Here is a 1000-nt window from a genome sequence, read left to right on the forward strand (position 1 = left end):
GGACTCGATTTTGTCCAGGAGTTCCCTCATCGATGCTCCTGCCGGTCACAGGCGGCGATGCTACGGTGGCGGATCACGCCAGGTCGGGGTGGCGGCGCGGGTGAGTCGGCGGAGCATCACGTCGGTCATGGACCAGTGGATCGCCGCCACCGAGCTGGCCGGCTTCGCCTCGTAGTCACGTGCGAGCCTGCGGTGGAGCATGAGAGTGCCCAGGGTCTGCTCTACCACCCACCGTCTCGGCTCGGGTGTGAACCCGCGTGCGCCGGGATCACGCCGGACGATCTCCACATCGATGCCAAGGGCGGCGCCGTGCTCGACCACGGCGTTCTTGAACCCGGCGTCCGCCCACGCCCTGGTCACGGTCGGCGCGCTCTGGGCGACCTTGTCCAGCAGTGCGATGCCGATCGCGTTGTCGTGGACGCTCGCCGCGACCACGACGGCGGCGATGACCAGGCCGAGCACATCGGTGGCGATGCCCCGTTTGCGCCCCGGGCTCTTCTTGCCGGGATCCAGTCCGGTCGTCTCCTTCGGCGCGTTCGTCGAGGCCCGCACGGTCTGGGAGTCCAGGACGACCGCGGTGGGGTCCTCGTGTCGCCTGCGGCTTTCGCGGACCTGCCAGCGCAGCAGGTCGTGGATGGTCTCGGCGGTCCCGTCGTCGCGCCATGTGCCGAAGTAGTAGTACACGGCGCTCTTGGGTGGCAGGTCGTGGGGCAGGTAGCGCCACTGGCAGCCGGTGCGGGCCTGGTAGAGGATCGCGTTCACGATCTCCCGCATCTCGTACCGGCCCGCATGGCCGCTGACCGAGGGATGCTTCGCCTTCCACGCGGTGAGGACCGGCCGGATCAGCTCCCAGGCTTCATCCGACAGGTCGCTCGGGTACGCAGGACGCTCACCCACATCCATCAGCACACCGCGCCGACGGCCCGCCGTGAAGCACCAGAACCGGACAACCTGCCTTCAAGGACTACGAGAACCGCCCAAGACTCGCAGAACACCCTCT

General features: G+C 68.3%; 1 protein-coding gene. It reads right to left on the reverse strand.

Translation table 11 applies throughout. The annotated features are described in order from the left end of the window. Positions 1-60 precede the first annotated feature (60 nt). On the reverse strand, positions 61-897 hold the full coding sequence (locus tag ACZ55U_RS39145; protein WP_465534432.1) for an IS5 family transposase: 837 nt from the start codon (positions 895-897) through the stop codon (positions 61-63). Positions 898-1000: the final 103 nt, after the last annotated feature.

The sequence above is a fragment of the Kitasatospora sp. NPDC034533 genome (assembly GCF_055575155.1).